19 protein-coding genes are annotated in these 19,559 nt (G+C 71.5%); 12 read left to right on the forward strand and 7 right to left on the reverse strand.

What is annotated here, in order from left to right; genetic code table 11:
* The first annotated feature begins 240 nt into the window (after nucleotides 1-240).
* The 5 genes from VG899_10320 to VG899_10340 all read left to right on the forward strand — a co-directional run bounded on the left by VG899_10320 (nucleotide 241) and on the right by VG899_10340 (nucleotide 4,992).
* Nucleotides 241-1,017 (forward strand): glycosyltransferase family 2 protein, encoded by a 777-nt coding sequence (locus VG899_10320; GenBank protein ID HWA66747.1) that lies wholly within the window; start codon nucleotides 241-243, stop codon nucleotides 1,015-1,017.
* Nucleotides 1,014-2,318: an NAD(P)/FAD-dependent oxidoreductase gene (locus VG899_10325; protein ID HWA66748.1), complete on the forward strand. Its 1,305-nt coding sequence runs from the start codon at nucleotides 1,014-1,016 to the stop codon at nucleotides 2,316-2,318. The genes VG899_10320 and VG899_10325 overlap by 4 nt, the downstream gene beginning before the upstream one ends.
* Entirely contained in the window at nucleotides 2,315-3,220 is a 906-nt protein-coding gene (locus tag VG899_10330; GenBank protein ID HWA66749.1) for a class I SAM-dependent methyltransferase, read from the forward strand. Before VG899_10325 ends, VG899_10330 begins: the two co-directional genes overlap by 4 nt.
* Before the next feature lie 69 nt (nucleotides 3,221-3,289).
* A complete protein-coding gene (locus tag VG899_10335; GenBank protein ID HWA66750.1) occupies nucleotides 3,290-3,805 on the forward strand; it encodes a hypothetical protein in 516 nt (171 codons plus the stop codon).
* Nucleotides 3,802-4,992 (forward strand): glycosyltransferase family 4 protein, encoded by a 1,191-nt coding sequence (locus VG899_10340; GenBank protein ID HWA66751.1) that lies wholly within the window; start codon nucleotides 3,802-3,804, stop codon nucleotides 4,990-4,992. The genes VG899_10335 and VG899_10340 overlap by 4 nt, the downstream gene beginning before the upstream one ends.
* On the opposite strand, the gene VG899_10345 is transcribed toward VG899_10340, so the two are convergent.
* The gene (locus VG899_10345; GenBank protein ID HWA66752.1) at nucleotides 4,965-5,867 is read right to left on the reverse strand and encodes a glycosyltransferase; all 903 of its coding nucleotides are present in this window, start codon (nucleotides 5,865-5,867) and stop codon (nucleotides 4,965-4,967) included. The two genes, VG899_10340 and VG899_10345, sit on opposite strands and share 28 nt — an antisense overlap.
* Before the next feature lie 61 nt (nucleotides 5,868-5,928).
* On the opposite strand from VG899_10345, the gene VG899_10350 reads away from it, so the two are divergent.
* Nucleotides 5,929-7,005, forward strand: coding sequence for a glycosyltransferase family 1 protein (locus VG899_10350; GenBank protein HWA66753.1), 1,077 nt, complete (start codon nucleotides 5,929-5,931; stop codon nucleotides 7,003-7,005).
* Nucleotides 7,006-7,022: 17 nt separating this feature from the next.
* On the opposite strand, the gene VG899_10355 is transcribed toward VG899_10350, so the two are convergent.
* A complete protein-coding gene (locus VG899_10355) occupies nucleotides 7,023-8,639 on the reverse strand; it encodes an O-antigen ligase family protein (GenBank protein HWA66754.1) in 1,617 nt (538 codons plus the stop codon).
* Between the two features lie 139 nt (nucleotides 8,640-8,778).
* On the opposite strand from VG899_10355, the gene VG899_10360 reads away from it, so the two are divergent.
* From VG899_10360 to VG899_10385, 6 genes are read left to right on the forward strand one after another with little or no spacing between them, the layout of a single operon-like run.
* Nucleotides 8,779-10,173 carry a polysaccharide biosynthesis tyrosine autokinase gene (locus tag VG899_10360; protein HWA66755.1) on the forward strand — a complete coding sequence of 465 codons (1,395 nt, stop codon included), beginning with the start codon at nucleotides 8,779-8,781 and terminating at the stop codon, nucleotides 10,171-10,173.
* 30 nt (nucleotides 10,174-10,203) lie between these two features.
* On the forward strand, nucleotides 10,204-11,301 hold the full coding sequence (locus VG899_10365; protein ID HWA66756.1) for a glycosyltransferase family 4 protein: 1,098 nt from the start codon (nucleotides 10,204-10,206) through the stop codon (nucleotides 11,299-11,301).
* Complete coding sequence (locus tag VG899_10370) at nucleotides 11,298-12,236, forward strand: glycosyltransferase (protein ID HWA66757.1); 939 nt, start codon at nucleotides 11,298-11,300, stop codon at nucleotides 12,234-12,236. Before VG899_10365 ends, VG899_10370 begins: the two co-directional genes overlap by 4 nt.
* 35 nt (nucleotides 12,237-12,271) lie before the next feature.
* Nucleotides 12,272-13,138 (forward strand): glucose-1-phosphate thymidylyltransferase RfbA, encoded by an 867-nt coding sequence (rfbA, locus tag VG899_10375; GenBank protein HWA66758.1) that lies wholly within the window; start codon nucleotides 12,272-12,274, stop codon nucleotides 13,136-13,138.
* Between the two features lie 6 nt (nucleotides 13,139-13,144).
* Nucleotides 13,145-13,747 (forward strand): dTDP-4-dehydrorhamnose 3,5-epimerase, encoded by a 603-nt coding sequence (gene rfbC, locus VG899_10380; protein HWA66759.1) that lies wholly within the window; start codon nucleotides 13,145-13,147, stop codon nucleotides 13,745-13,747.
* Nucleotides 13,740-14,831 carry a glycosyltransferase gene (locus VG899_10385; protein HWA66760.1) on the forward strand — a complete coding sequence of 364 codons (1,092 nt, stop codon included), beginning with the start codon at nucleotides 13,740-13,742 and terminating at the stop codon, nucleotides 14,829-14,831. The genes rfbC and VG899_10385 overlap by 8 nt, the downstream gene beginning before the upstream one ends.
* Here VG899_10385 and VG899_10390 read toward each other — a convergent pair.
* The 5 genes from VG899_10390 to VG899_10410 form a co-directional block, all read right to left on the reverse strand.
* A complete protein-coding gene (locus VG899_10390; protein ID HWA66761.1) occupies nucleotides 14,828-15,808 on the reverse strand; it encodes a glycosyltransferase in 981 nt (326 codons plus the stop codon). The genes VG899_10385 and VG899_10390 overlap by 4 nt on opposite strands.
* Complete coding sequence (locus VG899_10395; GenBank protein ID HWA66762.1) at nucleotides 15,787-16,641, reverse strand: sugar transferase; 855 nt, start codon at nucleotides 16,639-16,641, stop codon at nucleotides 15,787-15,789. The genes VG899_10390 and VG899_10395 overlap by 22 nt, the downstream gene beginning before the upstream one ends.
* Nucleotides 16,642-16,829: 188 nt before the next feature.
* Entirely contained in the window at nucleotides 16,830-17,879 is a 1,050-nt protein-coding gene (locus tag VG899_10400; protein HWA66763.1) for a glycosyltransferase family 1 protein, read from the reverse strand.
* Nucleotides 17,876-18,928 carry a glycosyltransferase family 1 protein gene (locus VG899_10405; GenBank protein ID HWA66764.1) on the reverse strand — a complete coding sequence of 351 codons (1,053 nt, stop codon included), beginning with the start codon at nucleotides 18,926-18,928 and terminating at the stop codon, nucleotides 17,876-17,878. The genes VG899_10400 and VG899_10405 overlap by 4 nt, the downstream gene beginning before the upstream one ends.
* The gene (locus tag VG899_10410; GenBank protein ID HWA66765.1) at nucleotides 18,925-19,551 is read right to left on the reverse strand and encodes an acyltransferase; all 627 of its coding nucleotides are present in this window, start codon (nucleotides 19,549-19,551) and stop codon (nucleotides 18,925-18,927) included. Before VG899_10410 ends, VG899_10405 begins: the two co-directional genes overlap by 4 nt.
* Nucleotides 19,552-19,559 lie beyond the last annotated feature (8 nt).

Consider the following 19,559-nt stretch of genomic DNA (forward strand, 5'->3'; position numbering starts at 1 on the left):
GTCGCGAGCGGCGATCCGGGCGGCGGCTGGCAAGGCGGAGGAGGAGCGCGGTAGCAGCGCTACCGCCGACGACGACAACGCGGTCCAGCCGTCGATCCGGGCGACGCGCAGCAGGACATGCATTGATCAGTGATTCCCTAGTAGGCGGTCACCGGCTGACTCGTGCGCGACGCATAGCATTTGGTCGGCTGGCGCCCGGACGCCGGAATCACACCACTACTCGTCGAATGCGGGGCAACGTTGCCGAACGCCAAGCGAAGCGAGTCAGATGCTCCGCTGCGACGGCTGACGATCGTCCTTCCCGCGCTCAACGAGGAAGCCAACATCGAAGCCGCCGTGCAGCGCGCGACCGAGGTCGCGTCACGGCACTGTGACGACCACGAGGTGATCGTGGTCGACGACGGGTCGACCGACAGCACCGCTGCGCTCGTCGAGCGCATGGCGGCCACCGACCCCCGGATCCGGCTCATCAAGCACGAGGTAAACCAGGGCTACGGCGGGGCGCTCAAGAGCGGCTTTCTCGCCGCCAGCATGGACCTCGTCTTCTTCACCGACTCCGACAACCAGTTCGATCTCGACGAGCTGGCCGTGTTCATCGACCTGATTCAAAGCGTCGACGTCGTGGCCGGCTACCGCATCAAGCGCCGGGATCCGTTCTTCCGCCGGCTCAACGCCCGGGCCTGGAACTACCTGGTGCGCGCCCTGTTCTACGTACCGGTGCGGGACATCGACTGCGCGTTCAAGCTCTTCCGCCGGGAGGTGTTCACCGGCCTCGAGCTCAACAGCGTCGGCGCGATGGTCAACACCGAGCTGATGGTCAAGCTCGGCCGCTCCGGCTATCGAGTGGTCGAAGTGGGGGTCCAGCACTTCCCGCGCACCGCGGGAAAGCCGCAGGGAGCCGACATCAAGGTGATCTTCCGGGCGTTCAGCGAGCTTCGGCGGATGCACAACTACCTGTCGACGATGGAGCTGTCGCACCTTCCGGCTGCCGGCCGGGTCGGCCAGACGTCCAGGTGACGCCCGTCGTCATCGTCGGCGGCGGCATCGCCGGCGCCGCCGCAGCACTTCGGCTTTCCGACGCCGGCCGCGAGGTCGTGCTGTTCGAGGCGGGCGAACGACTCGGCGGGCTCGTCGTCTCCTTCGAGATCGGCGGCACTCCGCTGGAGTGCTTCTACCACCACATCTTCCCGCACGAGTCCCACATCCGTGCGCTGATCGACGAGCTCGGCCTCGGCGCGAAGCTCGAGTGGCTGCCCAGCTCCATGGGCGTGCTGACCGGAGGCAAGCTCTGGCCGTTCACCACCCCTCTCGACATCCTCCGGTTCGGGCCGATGACCTTCCCGGAACGACTGCGGATGGGCATCGGTGGCCTGCGGCTGCAGCGCTGGAAGGACTGGCAGAGCCTCGACACGGTTCCGGCGCGGCAGTGGCTCACCCGGGCCACCGGCCCGGCCGCGGTGCGCGAGCTCTGGGACCCCCTGCTGCGCGCGAAGTTCGGCGCCGCCGCGCCGGAGGTGCCGGCCGCCTGGATGTGGGGTCGCTTCGAGCAGCGACGCGGCGCCCGCAAAGGCAGCGGCGAGAAGCTCGGCTACCTGCGCGGCGGGTTCCGCCAGCTCTTCGACGCGCTCGCGGTGCGCCTCGAGGCGCAGGGCGTGCAGATCCGTACGGCGAGCCGGGTCGCCTCGATCGAGACCGCCGGCGGGCGGGTGAGTGGCGTCGTCGGTGACGGCGGTGACGTGGAGACCGACACCGTCCTCTACACCGGTGCGCTTCCGGGGATCTCCCGGCTGGTGCCGGCCGAACACGCCGACCCGAAATGGGCCGAGGCCGAAGGCATGGGGGTCGTGTGCTCCGTCATCGAGACCGCCCGGCCGATCAGCGACACCTACTGGACCAACGTCTGCGACCCGGCGCTGGGCATCGGCGCGATCATCGAGCACACCAACCTGGTGCCCGCCTCGGACTACGGCGGCCGCCACGTCACCTACTTGGGCCGCTACTTCACCGCCACGGAACGAGACATCGCCGCCACTGACGCCGCGGCGCTGACCGACCAGTGGCTGGACAACCTCGAAGCGGCGCACCCCGGGTTCGACCGCTCGATCGTCACCGCCGTCCACCCGTTCAAGACGCCGTACGCCGCACCCCTGGTCACCCTGGGCTACAGCCGGCGGATCCCGGCGCTGCGAGCTCCGCTCGCCGGGCTCTACGTCGCCACCACCGCGCAGATCTACCCCGCCGACCGCGGCATGAGCGAGGGCATCCGGCTCGGTGGTGACGCCGCCACGGCGATCCTCGGCGACACGGGCAGGCCATGACCGGCTGGGTGTGCCCGGTCTGCGGCAGCCGCCGCTCCCGGACGCTCTGGCGCGTCGGCGGCGACGCAACCGAGAACGGCGTCGACCCGCACCTGTTCCGGCCGAGTGCGGATCGCTACGGCGAGACGGTCGGCACGGTCCTTCGCTGTCTGGACTGCGGGCACGCCTCGCTCGCCGAGACGCCGAGCGATGAGGTCCTCGCCGCTGCCTACGGTGACGCCGCCGACCCGGTCTCCCTCGACGAGGAAGCCGGCCAGCTCGAGACCGCCAGGCGTTCGCTGACCCGCATCGAGGCGGTGGTCGCCGCGGGACCCCTCGTCGACATCGGCTGCTGGACCGGCTCGTTCGTCGCGGCGGCCGGGCAGCGGGGCTGGCAGGCCAGCGGCATCGAGCCGTCCACCTGGGCGGTCGCCCGGGCGCAGGAGCGCGGACTCGACGTCCGGCTCGGCGATCTGGACAGCTCCGGCGTCGAGCCCGGGTCGATGCGCTGCGTCGTGATGTGCGACGTCATCGAGCACCTTCTCGACGTGTCGCACGCCGTCGCAGTCGTCGCCGAGATGCTCGAGCCCGGCGGAGCTCTCTACCTGACGACCCCCGACGCCGGCGGCGGCTGCGCCCGGCTGATGCGCAGCCGGTGGTGGTCGATCCTGCCCATGCACGTGCAGTACTTCACCGCCGGCTCGATGCGTCGGCTGCTCGAACGCCACGGACTGACCGTCGTGGACCAAGCCAGCCACCCCAAAGTGTTCACCGCGGCGTACTACGCCGAGCGGCTCGGTGGCTACTCGCCGTCACTTGCGCGTGCTGGCGTCGGACTGACCCGCCGGCTCGGCGTGGCCGACCGCCTGGTTGCGCCCGACTTCCGCGATCGCATGCAGGTCGTCGCGGTCAAGAGCCGATAGCCGGTAGCCCCCCGTCTATCGTGGGTGGTCAAGGGGGTCGTCTGCGAGGTGCGTATCAAAGGGAGACGCGTGGCGAAGCACCGAAACGCCGACTGGCAAATCGACCTTCGGCCAGTCACCCTTGCCCCGAAGTCCGAATCGCCGCGACGTGCCGGCGAGAACGGCCAGGCGCCGCACGCTGACCACGCCACGTCAACCGACGCCGCGCTGCTCAACACCCTCACCGCGGTCACCGCGGCCGTGACCGAGCTCAGCCGCGCCGTCGAGGTCATGGGCAAGCGCCTCGACGGCCTGGAAAGCGCAACGGCTGCGCAAGCGGCGACCACCCAGGCACTGGCCGGCCAGCTGCTCACCCAAGCGGCGGCGGCCGCGAGCAGTGCCGCGGCGCCGGCCACCGCGCCACCATCCGCCGCGCCGACCGCGGCGCCACCGGCCGACAAACCCGCCCGCCCGGTACGCCCGACCACTCGCGCGCTGCGCGGGTCGACCACCGCGCCGCTGGAACGCCGCACCCGTCGGGCCGCACCGCCAGCAGAGGCCACGCCGGCCTCGGACGAGACGCCGGAACCCAGCCCCGGCGCGTGACCAACCGCCGGCCGCAAGTTCTCTGGATCACCCCGCAGCCGCCCGACCTGATCTCCGGGGGCGGATCGATCCGCCAGGCGCACTTCCTGACCGCGCTGACCCGCCACGCCGACGTCGACCTGCTGGTCGGCGGTTCGCAGCCGCTGACCGACGACACGCTGCGTGACGCCTGCCGGTCGGTGACCGAGCACATCGTCCCGCCCGACTTCGGCGGCGGCCCGATCGGCTCCCGGATCGGGCATCTTCGCTCCGCCCTCGGCCCGGAGGGGCCTCGCGAGGTCTTCGTCGACCGCAAGGCCGCCCAGCGCCTCGCCGCCGACCTCGCCGAACGCGACGCGGCCCAGACCTACGACGCCGTGGTCGTGCAGCACGCCGCGTTCTGCCGGCTCCTGCCGGCGCGCCGGCGCGGCCGATGGATCTGCGAGCTCGACCGGCTCGCGTCGATCGACATGCGCCAGCTCCGCGAGATCACGACGACACCGCACACCCGGTGGCTGCACGCGCGGGAGGAGCAGGCGGCCCGCCGCCTCGAGCGCTGGATCGTCGCCAGCTACGACGCCGTGATCGGGGTGTCGGAGGAGGACCTCGCTGAGCTGCCCGGTCACCAGATCGTCATCCCGAACGGAGTGGACACCACCGCCTTCGCACCGTCTCCGCTTCCGGGCGCGCCTCGCGTCGTCATGACCGGCTACCTCGGCACCCTCCCCAACATCACCGGCGCGGTCTGGCTGTGCCGCGAGATCCTGCCGGCGATCCGGCGGGAGGTTCCTGACGTCTGCGTCGACCTGGTCGGCGGGGCTCCGTCCGCCGAGGTCCGCGCGCTGGGAGACCTGCCGGGCGTCACCGTCCACGCCGACGTCCCGGAGATCGCGCCGTACCTTCGGGCGGCTCGGGTCGCGGTCGTCCCACTGGTCATGGGCAGCGGGACCCGGCTGAAGGCGCTCGAGGCGTTCGCGGCCGGCCGACCGGTGGTGGGGACGAGCATCGGCCTGATCGGGCTGGGCGTCGTCAACGGCGTGAGCGCGATCGTCGCCGACGAGCCCGCCGACTTCGCCTCCGGTGTCGTGGCGTTGCTGCGTGACGCGCAACGCAGCGAAACGCTCGTCGCCAATGCGGCACAGATCGCCGCGGCCCACGACTGGAACGCCTTGGCCGACCGCTACGTCGACGCCGTGCTCGGCGGCTGAGCCACGTCGGTCCCGGTGCGTCGCCATTCGTGCCACGCCCGGTAGTAGGACCGGTGGTAGGCCGCCAGCCGGGCCACCTCGAGCACCCGAACCCGCCGGCTCCCGCGCGGCCGGAACACCACTGCTGCCGCCCCACGACCGATCGCCCCGACCTGCGCCTTGGGCGACGCCGGCGGCTCGGGGGCCCCGCGCTGCGGGTGGCGCAGCGCCAGCTCCAGGTGCCCGAACGCGAAGCGGTGCCACTGCCGCACGACGTCGCGCCACGCGTCGCGCGGCGTCATCTGCATCGTGGCGCCGTACGCCGGCGCGAGGCGGCCGATGCCCTGCTCCTGGATCCGCCAGCACAGATCGATGTCACCGCCGCTGCGGATCGGGGCGAAGCCGTCGACCGCCTCGAGCGCGCTGCGGCGCACCGCCATCGCCGCCGTCGTAGCGGCCGGCAGGTAGTACGGATCCTCGAAGTGCACCGCCAGCCGCATCGCCTGTTGGCCGGCCGCCCACTTCATCGCGGTGGTCGGCCCGGTGACCGTCACGACGTCCCCGCCGACGATCGCCACCTCGGGGTCTGCGAACGGCTCGACCATCGCGGCGAGCCAGCCGGCGTCCGGTCGGCAGCGCATGTCGGTGAACACCAAGAGCTCGGCGTCGACGGCACGCCATCCGGTGTTGCGCGCGACGTAAGGACCAGCCGGCGTCGTCAGCGAGATCACCGTTGCGCCGGCCGAGCGCGCCACCTCCGCGGTGGCATCCGTCGACGCGTCGTCGACGACGACGACCTCAGCACCGAGCGGCTCGGCTTGCTCGACGACGCCGGCGAGGCACTCGGCGAGCAGACCGGCGCCGTCGCGCACCGGGATCACGATCGCAACGCTCACCGGGCATCCCGGCACGTGCCGACCTCCGGGCGCAGCGAAGACCCCGTGACACGATGACGCCGTGGTAGCTCTCGGAATCGACGGCTACTCATTGAGCGAGGGGTCCGAGGTGCGCGGGATCGGCACCTTCCTGCGACATCTGATCGCGGGGCTGGCCGGCCACCAGGACTTCGACGTCAGCGTGTTCGCGACGAAAGACGTGGAGCTTCCCGCCGGCGCGAAACGCGTGGTCATGGGGCCGCCTGGACATCATCGGATCCGCAGCCTCCGACACGACGCACGATTGCCCACGCTCATCCGGCGCAGCCGCTGCGAAGTGTTCCACAGTCCGGCGCTCTCCCCGCCGCCGCGAAGCCCGGTTCCCTGGGCGCAGACGCTGCACGACCTGACCCCGCTGGTGTTCGACGACCCCCGCCTGGCCGGGGAGCGCAAGCGGTGGCTGCGACTGGCCTCCCGGGTGAGAGCCGCCGACGCGGTGATCTGCGTCTCGCACTCCTCCGCCCGGCAGGGAATCGAGCTGCTCGGCCTCGATCCCCGGCGGGTGCGCGTCATCCCGCACGGCGTCAGCACGGCGTTCTCACCGGGCCGGCCGGCCAGGCCACCCGAGACGCCGTACCTGCTGATGGTCGCGACGTGGGGACCACACAAGGGGTTCCGCGAAGCGATCGCGGCGCTCGACGCCGTCGCCGCCGACGGCCTGCCGCACCGCCTGCTGATCGCCGGAGCGCAGACCGACCAGACCCGGCAGCGCATCGCCGAGAACGTCCGCTCCTCGCGGTTTCCGGAGCGGGTAGTGGTGCTGGACCACCTGCCGGACCTCGTCGACGTCTATCGCGGCGCGGACCTGGTCCTGGTCCCGAGCCACGCGGAGGGATTCGGCCTGCCGGCCTTGGAGGCGATGGCGTGCGGTGTGCCCGTGCTCGCCGCCGACGCCACCTCCCTGCCCGAGGTGGTCGGCGATGCCGGGGTCCTCGTGCCGGTCGGTGACGCGGCAATGTGGGGTGACGCCGCCGTGCGGCTGCTCGGCGACGCGCCGCGCCGCGCCGAGCTCGGCCGGCGCGGGGCGGCACGTGCGGCCGACTTCACATGGGAACGCGCGGTTGCGGCGTACGCCGAGGTGCTCGCCGCGCTGCGTTGATTCACCGAGTCGCTGACTCACCAAGTCAGCGCGGCCAGCTCAGCACTGGGATCGGACGCCTCGGCGTCATCCTCGGCGGCCCCGACACTGTCGGCCAACGGATCAGGCCGGCTCAGCGCGACGCCCGCAAGCGTCCAGAACATCATCGAGGTGGGCAGCTCGAACCACACCTGCAGGAAGAAGCCGCCGAGCAGCAGGGCGACCCCGGCCAGGAACAGCCCGCCGGCCAGCTCGGCGTGGGCGTCGCTCAACCTGGACCGCGCCAGCAGCTGGAGCAGCAGCACGACCAGCAGCAGGAGCGACAAGACGCCGCCGGCGAGGCCGAGCTCCTCCGCGGTCTCCAGGTAGGAGTCCTCGGCGGTGGTCGAGATGGCGGTGTTGTACCGGGCGCCGGTGGATGAGTTTGCGCCCAGCCCTCTGCCGATCGGATGCAGGAGCACGTCGTGGAGGGCACCGCGCGAGGCGGTGACGTGGTCCTGCGACTCGGCGTCGCGCGTGGATCCGCTGAAGATGCCGGTGAATCGGTCCCGAAGCGAAGAGTGCAGCGCCGGCGGCACCATCAGCGCAGCGGCGATGCCGACAACGAGGACGAGCCGGAACCTGCCCGGCGAGTACCTGCTGCCCAGCGCCACTGCCGCGGCGATCGCCAGGCCGGCACCGAGGGTGGCGGAGCGGGTCTCGGACAGGATCACGGCCGCGCCGCTGGCGCCCGCGGCGACCAGCGGGATGTAGCCGAGCCGCTCAGCGCTGAGCCGCTCCAGGGCGAGGCCGAGCCCGACCAGGCTGAAGAAGCCGAGCGTCAGCGGGTCATTGAAGAGGCTGCCACTGCGTACGACGGTGGCCGTGCCGACCGTCGTCGACGCGAGGACGTTGGTGGTCGATGCCGCAACACCGGTGATCGCCGTGGTGTAGGCGGGCAGATCGATGGTGTTCGCCAGGAAGTTGTTGAAGCCGTGGTGGTCGGAGGCCTCCCAGATCGCGAAGCCGCCGATGACGATGCCGACGACCATCGCGACGTTGCGGAGGTTGCGAAGGAACTTCGCGTCGAAGGTCAGCTGCCGCAGCGCGAGGAAGACGACGATGTAGATGGCTTCCAGCCGCCAGGCGTTCAGTCGGGTGCTGAAGTTCAGCCCGCCGAGCACGCCCGAGAAGATCGACGGCAAGATGAAGTAGAACAACGACAGCCCGATGAAGGCGATCGCGATCCGATCCACCCACTCGAGCTTTCTGGGACCTCGCCACCACTCGCGGACCGCGACGATGACCAGCGATATCTCCCAGAACTCCTTCATGTACCCGAAGCCGCGGACCACGGGCAGTGGGGCGCCCAGGTGGAACAGGTAAGCGAGCACCACCTTCTGGATCGGCACCCAGATCACGATGCCGATCACCGAGATCCTGGGCTGGCGAACCGACAGCCAGATGAAGCCGAACAGCACCAGGCTCGCAATCGCGCTGACCCCGGCAGCCTTGCCGCGGATCATCGTCTGGTACAGGCCGACGGCGAAGCTGATCGAGATCAGCTTGGACCAGAAGGCCGGGCGGCCCCCTCGCAGTCTCGGCGTGTCCCTGCGCCAGTCGCGCTGGCGACGGCCGAACCCACGGCGCCCGGCTGGTCGCGCCAGCACTGTCACGCACATGAGCGTAGAGCGCTTCGCCACAGACGCCACTGCGGTGCCGATCTCGGCTCGTCGATCGGGCGAGCCGTCGCGAGGCGGCAGCCCATGAGCGGCGATGAGGCGAACCCGATGGCCTGGGCGTTAGCCTCGTCCCGTGGACCTCGTTCAGTTCTTCGCCATGGTGCGCCGACGCCGGTTCTCGATCGTGGTCTGCCTGCTCGGTGGCCTCGCCGGCGGGTACTGGTTCGGCTACCACGGGGACCCGGTCTACCGCGCGACCTCGCGCGCCATCGTCGGCGTCTCGGAGGCCCGCGGGCTCGGCGAGCAGATCGCGAGCGCCGAGCTCACCAACAACCAGATTGCGACGTACGCGAGCGTTGCGTCCTCCCGCTCCGTCGCGCAGCGGGTCATCGACGACCTGTCGCTGACGATCCCGGTCGACGCGCTGCAGAAGGACATCAGCGCGGTGGTGGAGACGAACACCCAGATCGTCGACATCACCGCGATCGCAAGCACCGCGGCCAGCGCCCAGCAGATCGCCGACGCGGCGGTTCCGGCGCTCGCGGCCGAGCTGGTCGTCCTGCAGCCGGATCAACCGCTGCGGATCAACGCCGTCCTGCTCGACGACGCGCCGCTGCCGAAACACCCGTCGTCCCCGAACCCGCCGCTCGACATCACCATCGGCGTCATCCTCGGCCTGCTCGGCGGCCTGGGACTCGCCGGCACCATCGAAGCTCTCGACCGCACCGTGAAGAACAGCGCGCACGGCGACGTGCTCTTCCGAGCGCCGCTGCTGGCCGCCGTCCCGCAGCGCCGCGGTCCGATGGTCGTGGTCAGTCCGGGCGCGGACCGTCCGGAGAGCGAGCCGTACCGGACGCTGCGCACCGCGATCCGGTTCCTGCGTCCGGACCGGCCGATCAAGACGTTGCTGGTGACCAGCGCCGGGCCGGGGGACGGCAAGACGACGACCGCCGCCAACCTCGCGACCGCGATCGCACTGTCGGGCGAGCGGGTGGTCGTGCTCGATGCCGACCTGCGCCGCGCTGGCTTGGCGCGAGCGTTCGGGCTCGAGCCTTCGGTGGGCCTGACCTCACTGGTGCTCGGGACCAGCTCGCTGACCGACGCGTTGCAGCATCGCGACCGCAACCTCGACGTGCTGGCCAGCGGCCCGCTGCCGCCGAACCCGTCCGAGATCGTCAGCTCCCAGTTGTTCAACCAGGTGCTGCAGTCGCTCGCGGAGATCGCCGACATCGTGATCATCGACGCGCCGCCGCTACTGCCCGTCACGGACGCGCTGGCGATGGCCGCGCAGGTCGACGGTGTCCTCCTCGTCGCCCGCCACGGTTCGACGCTGCGCTCTGCCGCGGGTGAGGCGCGAAGCAAGCTCGACGGCATCGGCGCCAACGTCGTCGGTTACGTCCTCAACGCGGTTCCGGCGCGCGAGGCACAGACCTACTACACCGAGTACTACTACCGGCCGCAGGGCCGCGCCGGCGTCGGTCTGCGTGCCAATCCGGACACGAACCCGGCGGGCGTCGGTCGCCGGTAGGTCGCCGGCCGATTCCGGCGCGGGCACACGATGCGAATCGCGCTGACCCACGTCTACTGCTGGCCGGAGGTACGCCGAGGCGCCGAGCGCTACACGCATGAGCTCGCCGCAGGGTTGCGGCGGGCCGGCCACGACGTGCAGATCCTCAGCACCGCCACCTCGCCGGGGCGCGACGAGGTGCTCGGTGTGCCGGTGCGCCGTTGCCGGCAACGCCGTCAGCTGCGCCGGTGGTACGGCGCGAGCGCGGAGATGGTCGCCTTCGGCGCCGACGCGTTCGCCCGGCTCGCGGCTCGCCGCCTCGACGTGTGGCACGCGATGTCCGTGGGAGACGGCGCCGCCGCGGCCTTCGCCGGCAAGCTGCGCCCGGGGCTGCGATCGATCTACACCGAAGTCGGCTTCCCCGCGAAGCAGTCGATCGACCACCGCCCGGAACGGCGCCTCTACGAATACGTCGTTGCCAACATCGACGAGTTCGTGAGCCTCTCCCCGCCGGCCGGTGAGTTGCTCGAGCAGGGGTACGGCCGGCGCGGTGAAGTGGTGCCCGGCGGTGTCGACCTCCAGACGTTCGGCCGGGTCGCCGAGCGGCACCCGACCCCGGTGCTGTTGTTCCCCGCGTCGCTGTCGGAGCCTCGGAAGAACGTCGGCCTCGTCCTGGAGGCAGCGGCCGAGCTCGTCCAGCGAGGTCACCGACTCGAAGTGTGGCTCGTGGGGCCGGGTGAGCTCCCCGACGACCTCTCCGAACAAGCCCGCGCCGGGCTGGAGCTCGTGACCACGAGATACACCGCGCGTCCGGACGAGCTTCCTTCGCTCTACTCACAGGCGTGGGTCACGGTGCTGCCCTCCACCGCGGAGGTGTTCGGCCTCGTGGTTCTGGAGTCACTCGCCTGCGGCACCCCTGCCGTCGTCCTCGACGACGGCCTGGGACCGGCCGGCATCGTCACCGACGGCGTCGGCGCGAAGTGCCAGCCGGACGCTGCCGACGTAGCCCGAGGTTGTGAGCGCGCTCTCGACATCGCAGCCGCGCCGGACGGTGCGCAGCGCTGCCGTGATCGGGCGAGCGACTTCGACTGGGACGGCGTCGTCGTGCCGCGTCTCGTCGCCCTGTATGAAGCGGCTGCGCGTCGATGACCCAGCCGCCGCAGCCGTACTCGCTCACCGTGGCCGTCGTCGTGAAGGACCGCAAGGACTGGATGTCCCGTTGCCTCGACGCCATCGACGAGCAGACCGGAGCGTCCTTCGACATCGTCGTGGTCGACAACGGTTCGGTGGACGGGACCTACGAGATGCTGCTCGACCGCAGGTCTCGCTGCCGGCACAACCTCACGGTCCTGCGCGACGACGGCACGCTGGGGCAGATCCGCAACACCGCGCTCGCCGCGGCGACCGGCGAGGTCGTCGCCTTCACCGATTCCGACTGCGTCCCGCGACCCGGCTGGCTGGCCGCCGGGCTCGCCGGGTTCGCAACCGGCGTCGCCGCGGTCCAGGGTCGCACCGTCCCGATGCGTGAGGCGCATCCGTGGGAAGCGACGATCCAGATCGAGTCCTTCGACCACCGCTACGAGACGTGCAACCTCTTCTACGACCGCAGCGCTTTGCTCGAGCTCGGCGGGTTCGGCGAGACGATGCCGCAGTTCGGCGAGGACATGGTCGCCGGCTGGCGGCTGCGCCAGGCCGGTTGGTCGGCGGTCTGGGCGGGCGACGCAGTGGTCGAGCACGAGGTGACCTTCCCGGGGCTGCGCTGGTGGCTGCGACGCGGCCTCCAGTACCACTGCTGGCCCCGGCTGATCCGCGAGTTCCCGGACGCGCGCCACCATCTCTACGGCCGCTACTTCCTCAACGGACGGCAGGTCCTCGTCGTAGCCGCGGCGGCGGGCGTGGTCTGCTCGGCGGTGTTGCCGAGCCCGTATCCGCTCCTCGGCGTACTGCCGCTGTTGTGGCGATGGCGGCCGGTCGCGTTCAGCCGGCGCGGGCTGCGCAACAGCTGCTACGGGATCCTGTTCGACCTCGCGGCGTTCGCCGGCCTGCTGCGCGGGTCGGTCGCGACCGGCCGCCTGGTCCTCTGAGTCGCGCGTGTCGGTTCGGTAGCGTCACACCCGAGATGAAGGGAATCCTGCTCGCGGGTGGCACGGGCTCGCGCCTGTGGCCCATCACGCGGGCAGTGTCCAAGCAGCTCGTGCCGGTCTACGACAAGCCGCTCATCTACTACCCGCTGTGCACGCTGATGCTGGCCGGGATCAGGGACATCCTCGTGATCACGACGCCGCAGGACGCCGACCAGTTCCGGCGCCTGCTCGGCGACGGCAGCGACCTCGGGCTGCGACTGGAGTTCGCGGTGCAGCCGAAGCCCGAAGGTCTGGCGCAGGCGTTCCTGATCGGCGCGGACTTCGTCGGCGGCGAACCGGTCGCGCTCGTGCTCGGCGACAACATCTTCCACGGCGCCGGCCTCGGCACCGAGCTGTCGCAGCTCGACGTCGACGGCGGCCACATCTTCGCCTACCAGGTCGCGCGGCCGAGCGACTACGGCGTCGTCGAGCTGGACGCCGACGGCCGACCGGTGAGCATCGAGGAGAAGCCGGTGGCGCCGCGCGGCAGCCACGCGGTGCCGGGCCTGTACTTCTACTCGCCGGACGTGGTGGACATCGCCCGCACGCTGCGGCCGAGCGAGCGCGGTGAACTGGAGATCACCGCGATCAACGACGAGTACCTGCGCCAGGGCCGCCTCACGGTCACCGTGCTCGCCCGCGGCACCGCCTGGCTCGACACCGGAACGTTCGCGAGCCTGGTGCAGGCGTCCGAGTTCGTGCGGGTGATCGAGGAGCGCCAGGGCCTGAAGGTCGGCTGCCCCGAAGAGGCGGCGTGGCGCAACGGCTGGATCACCGATGACGACCTGCGCGCCCACGCGGAGCAGCTGCGCAAGAGCGGGTACGGCGAGTACCTGCTGACCCTGCTCGACCGGGCCGGCTGAGGGATCGTGGACGTCGAGGCGCTCGACGTGCCGGACGCGTGGGTCTGCCGCCCAACGGTCCACGCCGACTCGCGCGGGGACTTCCTGGAATGGTTTCGCGCCGACCTGCTGCGCGCCGCGACCGGGCGTCGCTTCGAGGTGATGCAGGCGAACCATTCGCGTTCCCGCGCCGGCGTGCTGCGAGGCGTCCACTTCGCCGACGTCGATCCCGGCCAAGCCAAGCTGGTCTACTGCCCGCAGGGCGCCGTCCTCGACGTCGTCGTCGACGTCCGCGTGGGCTCGCCGACGTTCGGCCGGCACGCGGCGGTGCTGCTCGACGAGACCGAGCGTCGCGCGGTGTTCATCTCCGAAGGCCTCGGACACGCCTTCTACGCGCTCCAGGACAACTCGTCGGTCTGCTACCTGATGACGTCGGTCTATGACCCCACCGCCGAGCACGCCGTCTCGCCGGTCGACCCGGCGCTCGCGCTGCCGCTGCCGACCGAGCACCCGCTCGTCGTCTCGGACCGCGACGCACAAGCGCCGACCCTCGCCGAGGCCGAGGCGGCCGGGACGCTCCCGACCTACGAGGCCTGCCGGGCGCGCTACGCCGAGCTCAGCGATGGCTGAGCCGAGCCGGCTTGCGATCGTTCACGAGTGGGTCGACGATCGCGCCGGCTCGGTGAAGGTCTTCAAGGAGCTGGCCGAGACGTTCCCCAGCGCCGACCTGTATGCGCTGAGCCGGGATCCGCAGACCACCGTGTCGTTCGGCAAGCGTGAGCTCCACACCAGCCCACTCGACCGCCCGTTGCTGCGCGAGCTCAGAGGCCCGACCCTGCCGCTCATGCCGCTCGCCTGGCGAGCCTTGGGGCGCGGCACGCACGACAGCGTCATCACCTCGCATCACGCGTTCGCCCACACCAACCGGCTGGCTCGCCGCGCGCACCTGGTCTACGTCCACGCCCCCGCCCGCTACCTCTGGACCCCCGAGATCGACGGGCGCGGCGCGAACCCGGCGCTGGCGCCGGTGCGCGACGCCCTCAAGCGGATCGACCGCCGGGCGGCCAAGCGGGTCACGTCGTACGCCGCGAACAGCTCGGAGGTCGCCTCGCGGATCGAACGGTTCTGGGGGCGCGAGGCGCGGGTGATCCATCCGCCGGTGCAGGTCGAGTTCTTCGCCGAACCGGCCGCCACCCAGCCGACGCGGGACTACCTGCTCGGGGTCGGTCGGTGGGTGCCCTACAAGAACCTGCCGCTGGTCATCGAGACCGCCGATCGGGCCAGGCTCCCCGTCAAGATCGCCGGTGACGGCCCCGACCGGGAGCGGATCGTCGCAGCCGCCCAGCGCGCCTCGGTTCCCGTCGAGCTGGTCGACGCGCCGAGCGACGAAGCGCTGCGCGAGCTGTATCGCAATGCGGCGGCGCTGGTGTTCCCCACGATCGAGGACTTCGGCATCGTCCCGGTCGAGGCGCAGGCCGCCGGGACCCCGGTCGTGACGATCGGGACCGCCGGCGTCCTCGACACCGTCGTCGCCGGCCGCACCGGCGTGTTCGCGGACTCACTCGCCCCCGGTGCGCTTGCCGAGGCGGTCGCCGCGGCGGCCCGGCTGAGCCCGTCGGACTGTCGCGCCAACGCCGAACGGTTCTCGGCGTCGTCGTTCCGGGCCCAGATCCGGGCGTGGGCGGCCGAGTTCGGGATCGGCGAGGCTTCCTAGCGCCGATCCTGGTTGCGCCCGGTCAGCGCCTCGAGCACCATCGCGAAGAAGTAGCGCGGCCTGATGCCCATCGCCCACAGCCTGCGCAGCAGCCGCAGGTTCACCTTCAGCGCCTGCGGCGAGCGCACCAGCATCGCGCGCATCGCGTCGTGCACGCAGTGAACGGCCGCCGCCGCGACGCAGCGAGCCCGTTCGTCGGCCGACAGGCCGCCGGAGTCGGCGTGGTCCTCGATGAGCCGCACCCGTTCGATCGACGTCGTACCGGACCGGATGTTGCGGTGCGTCTGTGACGTCTCGTGCCGGCGGAAGCGCGCCAGCGGGCGGGCCAGGTAGCTGAGATCGCCTTCGGCACTCAGCCGCAGCGCGAAGTCCACGTCGACGGCGTGCTCGTAGCGCGAGCTGAACCCGCCGATCGCCTCGTAGGCGGACCGCCGGAACATCACCGTCGACGGCTCGCCGAACACGTTGCCGTTGCGCAACGACAGCAGCGTCAGGGTGTGCCGGTCGAGCCGGTAGCGCTCGCTCGTCCGGTAGATCCGGGTCCGGTCGTTGACCCGGACCCCGCGGTCGGTCGGCCGCCCGGCCGCATCGACGAAGCTTCGCTCCGAACCGGTCGCGACGAGTGCAGGGTCGGCCGCGAGCTCCGTCAGATGCACCTCCAACGCCTCGTCGGCGAGCTCGTCGTCCTGACCGGTGAGCACGACGTAGGGCGCACTCCCCAGACCGACCGCGCAGTTCCAGTTGTGGACCATGCCCTGACCGGGCGGCTCGCGGTGGACCCGCAGGCTCAGCTGCGTCTTGTACGCCGCCACGATCGGGTCGAGCGCCGGCCGCTCACTGTCGTCGGAGATGAGGACGTCGAAGTCGCGGTGGGTCTGCCGGCACAGCGAGTCGAGCAGCGCCTTCAGGTAAGCCGGATCTGGGTCGTGAACGGGAATGCAGACGTCGACGCGGCCTAGAGCGTCTCGAGCGTCCATCTGCCGTCTGAGGCCAGCAGCGCGTCCGCCGACGTGACGTTGGGCCGCGGCTGCGTCGTCCGCGTCTCGTGCCGGGGCTCAGGCGCCCAGTCTTCGGTGGTCCAGCTCAGGCGGCTCTCCGCCGCGAGGACGAGGTCGCTGTCCTCGGCGACCGCGCGCAGCTCCTCGGTGCTCATCAGACCCGGGCCGAGCAGCCACTGCGGGACGTCGACGATCTCGATCGGGGTTGCCCGGCCGAGCATCCACCCGACGGTCCGGACGATGATCCAGATGTCCAGCCGGGTCGAGGCGTGCTGGAGGTAGAACAGGTCGAAGCGCGGTGAGCTGGTCGCGGTGTCGGTCGAGGCCACGCTCAGCTGCCACATGCCCGAGCAGCCGGGGCGCACGCTGCGCCGGGCCCGCTCGTAGTCGGCCGCCATCGGCTCGACCTCGGTCGACATCGCCGGCCGGGGACCGACCAGGCTCATCGAACCCGTCACGACGGAGAAGATCTGCGGCAGCTCGTCCAGATGGGTGTTGCGGAGCACCCGGCACAGCCAGGGCAGCCGCATCGTCGCGATGTTGAGGGTGTGCTTGTCCATGTACCGCGGCGTGGAGGGCGCCAACGTCCGCAGCTTCACCACGGTGACCTCGCCATCGCGCCAGCCCGACCGGGTCTGCACGAAGAACGGCCAGGCGCGCAGCGAGACGGCCACCCCGATCGCCAGCAGCACGATCACGGGCAGCGCGAACAGGCTCAGCACCGTGCCGACGACCAGGTCCAGCGCGCGCTTGCGGAACGCGACCCGCCGGTAGGCACGCGAGGTCGACGCCTGCTCGGCAGCCACCCTCACGAAGAGATCACCAACCAGTTCTGATCTGGGACCGTCCGGGCAGTCTCGCACGCTCTGTCCGATATGTCATAGGCCCATCAGGGGGATTGCTGTTGACATATGGGCAACGAGGTGGCATCGCCCTGGTGACGTATAACAAGATCATCAGGCCGGTTGGCGCTCGCTGACGGCCGGTTCCGGGCCGCTTCTCAGCTCGACGCCAGCCGGTAGGCCTCGTAGTAGGCGTCGGCGCAGTCCGCCCAGGAGGGGTGCTCGGCGGCCCGCCGCAACCCGGCGGCGCGGACCTCCTCGGCGTAGCCGGGCGAGTCCAGCAGCCGGAGCAGGCCGGCGGTGATCGCGGGAACCGCGGGCGACTCGCACCACACGGCGGCCTCGCCGAGCACCTCCGGCAGCGAACCGACCGGCGCGCACACCACCGGCGTACCGCTGGCGGCGGCTTCGAGGGCCGGAAGCCCGAACCCTTCGTAGAGCGTCGGGTAGACCAGCGCCCGGGCGTTGGCCAGAATCGCCGCCCAGCCCTCGTCGTCGGGCCGGCCGCCGAAGACCCCCGGCTCGTCGGGCACGTCGTCGGTGCCGACCACGACCAGGTCGATCGGATGCTCGGCACGGGCGGCACGCCAGGCCGCCATCGCCACCGGCAGGTTGCGGCGTGCCGCGCCGGCGATCGCGACGACGTAGTCGTTGCTCACCCCGAGGCTGCGCAGCGCGGCGCTCGCGTCACGCTCGGGACCGAACGTCGGGTCCGCCGCGTTGGGTGCGACGACGATGCGGGCCGCCGGCACGCCGTAGGTGCGCATGATGTCGTCGGCGACGACGTTCGACACGGTGACGACGACGCGGGCCGTTCGCGCCGCCCATCGCGCCTGGATCCGGTAGGGCCAGCGATGCCGCGGCCCGAACCACTGCGGGAAGTGCTCGAAGGTCAGGTCGTGCAGCGTCACGACCATCGGGACGTGCTGGCGCAACGGCAACGCGTACCACGGGCAGTGGAAGATCCCGTCGAAGCCACGAAGCCAGCGGGCCGCCGGTCCCTGCAGCCATCCGCTCGCCACGCCGGGCCAGGGGGTGGCCATGGCGTGCTGCGGCAGCTCCCAGTCGAGCTTCGGGCGTTCGGCGGCGGTGAGGAGCTCGATCTCCACCCGGTCCAGCAGCTGGGGCACGACCCGCGCGGTCACCCGTCCGACGCCGCCCATCGGCCGCTCCTGGACCGAGCGTGCGTCGAGGGCGAGGTGGATCATGCGACGGCCCGGTACGCCGCGGCGGTGAGCGCCGCCGTCCGCTGCCAGGTGAGCTCCGCGCTGCGCGCCCGGCCGACGCTGCCCAGGTCGGCGCGCAGCTGAGGATCGCCGGCAACGTCGGCCAGCGCCTGGGCGAACGCGTGGTCGTCGCCCACCGGGAAGTAGCGCGCCGCGTCGCCGGCGACCTCACGGGAGACGTCGATGTCGCTCGCGACGATCGGAAGGCCCTCTGCCATCGCCTCGACGAGCGGCAGGCCGTAGCCCTCGATGATGCTGGGAAAGCACAGCGCGGTCGCGCAGCGATACAGCCCCGCGAGGCGGGCGTCACTGACCCGGCCGAGCAGCTGGACCCGACCGGTGAGTCCGAGCTGCTCGATGAGCCGAGACACCTCCTCGCCGCGGAATCCCATCGGTCCGGCCATCACCAGCTGGAGGTCGGCGGCCTCCGGTCGCGCCAGCGCCCGGATCAGCGTCGGGTAGTCCTTGCGGGCGGTGATCTCGCCGACCGCGAGCAGAAAGGGGCCGGACACGTCCGGAGCGACCACCTCGTCGTAGGACAGCGTCGGCGCCTGCGGGGTGACGCTCACCCGGTCGGCCGGCACGCCGTAGCGTTTCAGCGCCGCAGCCGTCGCGTGCGACACCGCGAGCACCGCCGCCGCCGACGCCAGCGAGTCGAGCCGGCGCCGGAGCTGGTCGGCGGCGCCGGCCGGGTGAAGGTCGGGCCGATCCAGGGCGGCGAGGTCGTGGATGGTGGCGACGAGCGGCCGCCGCGTCGGCGGCAGCGCGAGGTCGAGGGAGTGGACGACGTCCGCACCCCCGGCCAGCGTTTCGGCGCGTGGCCGGCCGACCGAGCGCCACATCGGCTGGACGATCCGCAGCGGCACCCGCAGCCGCCGGGTGCCGGGCGGTGCGGCACCGGGCCCGCGACCGACCGCGAACCCGCCCACCTCGACGCCTTGCCCTGGCAGCGCCTCAGCCAGCCGGGCGGCGTACCTCGCCACCCCGGTGACGCCGCTGAGAGTCGGAGTCAGGTCGAGCGCGACCTTCACCGCGCGCCGGTCTCGACCGCGAGAGCCCGGATGGGTTTGGCCGGAACGCCGGCAACCAGCCAGCCCGCATCGACGTCGGTGGTCACGACGGCGCCGGCGCCGACGAACGCCCCGTCTCCGATCGTCGTGCCGCTCGCGACCACGACGTGTGCACCCATCCAGATGTTGCGCCCGATCGACACGGGCGCCGTGGTCACCGCGTCGTGGATGGGTTCGTCGGCGGCGGTCCGCAGGTGCCGGGAGTCGGCGATGGTCGTGTACTCGCCGATGATCGTCATGTCGCCGACCTCGACCCGCTCCGCGCAGTGCACCTGCATCCCGGTCGACATCACGCACCCGGCGCCGATCCGCAGCACCCCGTCGACCTGATAGGTCCCGAACCGGCGAAGGTCGCTTCGCTCACCGATCTCGAGCTCGCCGCCGCGCAGCGACAGCCGTACGGCGTCGCCGATCTGCGCGCCTTTGCCGATGGTCAGCCGGCTGGTCGTCGAGGGCCAGACGTCGATGACGACCGACCGCGAGATCGAGACGTCTCGATGGACGTCGAGCACCACGGTGCTGCCCTGCCACGACGCGGCGAGGCGCACCCGCCGGCGGAACCTGCGGACTCTGCGTCGGGCCACCACGACGT

Source organism: Mycobacteriales bacterium (assembly GCA_035550055.1).
Lineage (GTDB): Bacteria > Actinomycetota > Actinomycetes > JAFAQI01 > JAFAQI01 > DASZTV01.